Below are 3214 nucleotides of genomic sequence, written 5' to 3'. Positions count from 1 at the left end.
TCTGTGATTTATCACAGTTTAGTGTGATCTGACGAAGACACATTAATTCATTAACAGATTGGAAAATATTGAGTCTGAAATAAATTGTTCAAACTCGATTAGATAAGAAGCTAACAAGCAATTGTTAGGTGACTATTTAATCCGAGAACTAGCAAATTAACTGAATCAAGCGTTTTGGTATATGAATTTAGATTGAAGCTGTACGGTGATTAAGTTCACGAAACAACAAGCTGTGGAGCTAAGGTAACTTAGTTCTGTCTTAACCTGACTTGTAAGGGTTAACGACTGTTTGGGGTTGTATAGTCAAGTAATTAAGTGCATGTGGTGGATGCCTTGGCAGTCAGAGGCGACGAAAGACGTGATAGCCTGCGAAAAGCTCCGGGGAGGCGGCAAATATCCTTTGATCCGGAGATGTCTGAATGGGGAAACCCACTTATCATAAGATAGGTATTGCATGATGAATACATAGTCATGCAAGGCGAACGAGGGGAAGTGAAACATCTCAGTACCCTTAGGAAAAGAAATCAATTGAGATTCCCTTAGTAGCGGCGAGCGAAAGGGGAACAGCCCATTAAGTTGTGTGTGTTCTAGTGGAACGCTCTGGGAAGTGCGAACGTAGAGGGTGATATTCCCGTACACGAAAGGGCACACACAATGATGACGAGTAGGGCGAGGCACGTGAAACCTTGTCTGAATATGGGGGGACCATCCTCCAAGGCTAAATACTCCTGACTGACCGATAGTGAACCAGTACCGTGAGGGAAAGGCGAAAAGAACCCCTGTGAGGGGAGTGAAATAGATCCTGAAACCGCATGCATACAAGCAGTGGGAGCCGACTTGTTCGGTGACTGCGTACCTTTTGTATAATGGGTCAGCGACTTATATTCAGTAGCAAGGTTAACCGCATAGGGGAGCCGTAGGGAAACCGAGTCTTAATAGGGCGTATAGTTGCTGGGTATAGACCCGAAACCAGGCGATCTATCCATGAGCAGGTTGAAGGTTGGGTAACACTAACTGGAGGACCGAACCCACTGTCGTTGAAAAGCCAGGGGATGACTTGTGGATAGGGGTGAAAGGCTAATCAAGCCTGGTGATAGCTGGTTCTCCCCGAAAGCTATTTAGGTAGCGCCTCGGACGAATACCATAGGGGGTAGAGCACTGTTTCGGCTAGGGGGTCATCCCGACTTACCAAACCGATGCAAACTCCGAATACCTATGAGTACTATCCGGGAGACAGACTGCGGGTGCTAACGTCCGTAGTCAAGAGGAAAACAATCCAGACCGCCAGCTAAGGCCCCAAAATCATAGTTAAGTGGGAAACGATGTGGGAAGGCATAGACAGCTAGGAGGTTGGCTTAGAAGCAGCCACCCTTTAAAGAAAGCGTAATAGCTCACTAGTCGAGTCGGCCTGCGCGGAAGATGTAACGGGGCTAAAACTATGTGCCGAAGCTGCGGATGTAACTTTAAGTTACGTGGTAGGGGAGCGTTCTGTAAGCCGATGAAGGTGGATTGAGAAGTCTGCTGGAGGTATCAGAAGTGCGAATGCTGACGTGAGTAACGACAAAACGGGTGAAAAACCCGTTCGCCGAAAGACCAAGGGTTCCAGTCCAACGTTAATCGGGGCTGGGTGAGTCGACCCCTAAGGCGAGGCCGAAAGGCGTAGTCGATGGGAAATTGGTTAATATTCCAATACTTCTGTGTAATGCGATGAGAGGACGGAGAAGGTTAGGTCAGCCTGGCGTTGGTTGTCCAGGTGGAAGACAGTAGGCATGCATCTTAGGCAAATCCGGGGTGCTCTATGCTGAGAGTCGATAGCAAGCTAGTTTACTAGCGAAGTGGCTGATACCATACTTCCAAGAAAAGTCTCTAAGCTTCAGTTACACAGGAATCGTACCCGAAACCGACACAGGTGGTCAGGTCGAGTAGACCAAGGCGCTTGAGAGAACTCTGCTGAAGGAACTAGGCAAAATGGTACCGTAACTTCGGGAGAAGGTACGCTGTTGATGGTGATGGGACTTGCTCCCTGAGCGATTGACAGCCGCAGAAACCAGGCCGCTGCAACTGTTTATTAAAAACATAGCACTCTGCAAACACGAAAGTGGACGTATAGGGTGTGATGCCTGCCCGGTGCTGGAAGGTTAATTGATGGGGTTAGCGTAAGCGAAGCTCTTGATCGAAGCCCCAGTAAACGGCGGCCGTAACTATAACGGTCCTAAGGTAGCGAAATTCCTTGTCGGGTAAGTTCCGACCTGCACGAATGGCATAATGATGGCGGCGCTGTCTCCAGCAGAGGCTCAGTGAAATCGAAATCGCTGTGAAGATGCAGTGTACCCGCGGCTAGACGGAAAGACCCCGTGAACCTTTACTGCAGCTTGACATTGAACTTTGACCTTACTTGTGTAGGATAGGTGGGAGGCTTTGAAGATGGGACGCCAGTTCCATTGGAGCCATCCTTGAAATACCACCCTGGTAATGTTGAGGTTCTAACTCTGCCCCGTAATCCGGGGCGAGGACCATGTCTGGTGGGTAGTTTGACTGGGGCGGTCTCCTCCTAAAGAGTAACGGAGGAGTACGAAGGTGCGCTCAGCGTGGTCGGAAATCACGCGTAGAGTATAAAGGCAAAAGCGCGCTTAACTGCGAGACCCACAAGTCGAGCAGGTACGAAAGTAGGTCTTAGTGATCCGGTGGTTCTGTATGGAAGGGCCATCGCTCAACGGATAAAAGGTACTCTGGGGATAACAGGCTGATACCGCCCAAGAGTTCATATCGACGGCGGTGTTTGGCACCTCGATGTCGGCTCATCTCATCCTGGGGCTGAAGCAGGTCCCAAGGGTATGGCTGTTCGCCATTTAAAGAGGTACGCGAGCTGGGTTTAGAACGTCGTGAGACAGTTCGGTCCCTATCTACCGTGGGCGCTGGAAATTTGAGAGGATCTGCTCCTAGTACGAGAGGACCAGAGTGGACGAACCTCTGGTGTACCGGTTGTGACGCCAGTCGCATCGCCGGGTAGCTATGTTCGGAAGGGATAACCGCTGAAAGCATCTAAGCGGGAAGCCTACCTCAAGATAAGATTTCCCTAGGAATTTATTCCTCTAAAGAGCCGTTCAAGACTAGGACGTTGATAGGTTGGATGTGGAAGCATAGTGATATGTGAAGCTGACCAATACTAATTGCTCGTGAGGCTTGACTATACAACACCCAAACAGTTGTTGTA

General features: G+C 49.3%; 1 rRNA gene. It reads left to right on the top strand.

Annotation, left to right across the window (positions count from 1 at the left end):
* Positions 1-301 precede the first annotated feature (301 nt).
* Positions 302-3191 (top strand): 23S ribosomal RNA (locus tag QLG00_RS01180).
* Positions 3192-3214 lie beyond the last annotated feature (23 nt).

Source organism: Acinetobacter sp. V89_7, from assembly GCF_029967895.1.
In the GTDB taxonomy this organism is placed as follows: Bacteria; Pseudomonadota; Gammaproteobacteria; order Pseudomonadales; family Moraxellaceae; genus Acinetobacter; species Acinetobacter soli.
The sequence above is the reverse complement of the archived record's forward strand: the minus strand, read 5'-3'. Positions and strand labels throughout refer to the sequence as shown.